Raw genomic sequence first — 1,471 nt, forward strand, 5'->3', positions numbered from 1 at the left:
GGTCGAGGGGAATGACCCTTTACGCCCAGGCCCAGAAGACTTCACACGAAATTTCACTCCGCCGCGCAGCGCGCGAGAAGGTCATGTCCGAACGCGAACTCGCGACTGAACACGAGATGGCTGCCATCACAAAAGCAAGAATCGCGAAGCTGTCGTCATCGCGATCGCGTGACGACTCCGACGACACCGAGGTGGCTAGCCGCCGTGATCCACAGAAGATGAGTACGGCGGACCGGACGAGTGGGGCGTAACGGCACCCGCCGGCCGCCACCGGGCCATAAACCAAACTTCCTGGCCGGAGCGCGTGGTTTGTGAGGCTCGCAGAGGTAGCGTACCTCAGGCGCATGATCGTGTCACCTAGCGTGATCATCTCTGCGTCGGCGCGGACGTCGCCCGATCCGATTAGTCGGGCGACGGACCGCGCCACCTAAATTTAATTGATCATTGCCGGGTTTAGTCGNTCTCGGCGGCTGTCAGACCGCCGTGACCTCCCGGCGGAGCGACCGCAGGCCGTACACCGCGATGTGATCGCGAGGGGCGGCCAGCAGGAACGCATCGACCCGTTCCACCACCGACCGCGCAGGCGTGCCCATCGCCATCGACGCCATCAGCGTCTCGTGAAGGATGTGCGCGCCCTCGTCCGGATCGGACGTCGCCAGCGTCCGCGCGTACGACGCGCCNAACGCCTGGGCGGTGTCGCCTCGGAGCCGCGCAGGCACGGCGGCAACCGTCTCGTTCAACACCCGACGCGCCTCGTCCCCATCGCCGATCCGAGCGNGGACGTCGACCGCCGCACGCGCCCACTCCAACCGCGAGATCACACCCGGGGCGGGTGGTCCGGTCATCGGCGCGTCCGCAGCGTCGACCAGCCGTTCGGCTGTTCGGACCACCTGCTCCGCCTCGTCCGTCTCGAACCGCGCGGCGTGGGCTCGGGCTGCGGCCAGGTGCCNACGCGGATCGTTCGGGGAGATCGCCACCGCCTTCCGGGCGGACTCCAGGGCAGCCGCGGTCTGGCCGGTCTGTAGCTCGACCGCCGACCGGGTGGCGTAGGCGTAGGCCAGGACATCGCGGTGACCGGCCCGTGCCGACCGGGCGAGTACGCCCGTGATCGCGTCGCGGGCTGACCCGACCTGTCCGGCGTCGGTCAACGCACGGGCGCGCAGCGCACCAACCCGCGCNTCCAATGTGAGCAGCTCGGTCCGGGTCTTCCGGGTCNTCCGCTGGTCGGACAGTGCGACCAGGCCGCGCAGGTNGGTGCCAGCGGTCGACGCGGTGACCGCGAGGTCTCGGGAGCCGTACTCGGCGAACATGTCGTCGATCACCTGGTGGCCGTGTTCGATGAACGAGCCACGTCCGCCGGTCATGAGTNCACCTGCCGGGACCAGGCCGAGACCGGCCAGGACCCAGAGCTGTCGCCTGCTGATGTCCATCGCGCACCTGCTGTCCGGAGAGGTTGCCACCCTCCGTACCC

General features: G+C 68.5%; 2 protein-coding genes. One reads left to right on the plus strand and one right to left on the minus strand.

Annotated elements, in window-relative coordinates:
• A partial coding sequence (locus UG55_RS30290) for a hypothetical protein (RefSeq protein WP_206779414.1) occupies window positions 1-251 on the plus strand: 251 nt, incomplete at its 5' end.
• Between the two features lie 222 nt (window positions 252-473).
• On the opposite strand, the gene UG55_RS30295 is transcribed toward UG55_RS30290, so the two are convergent.
• On the minus strand, window positions 474-680 hold a 207-nt coding region (locus UG55_RS30295; RefSeq protein WP_206779415.1), incomplete at its 5' end, for a hypothetical protein.
• Between the last annotated feature and the right edge of the window lie 791 nt (window positions 681-1,471).

It is taken from the genome of Frankia sp. EI5c (assembly GCF_001636565.1).
Lineage (GTDB): Bacteria > Actinomycetota > Actinomycetes > Frankiales > Frankiaceae > Parafrankia.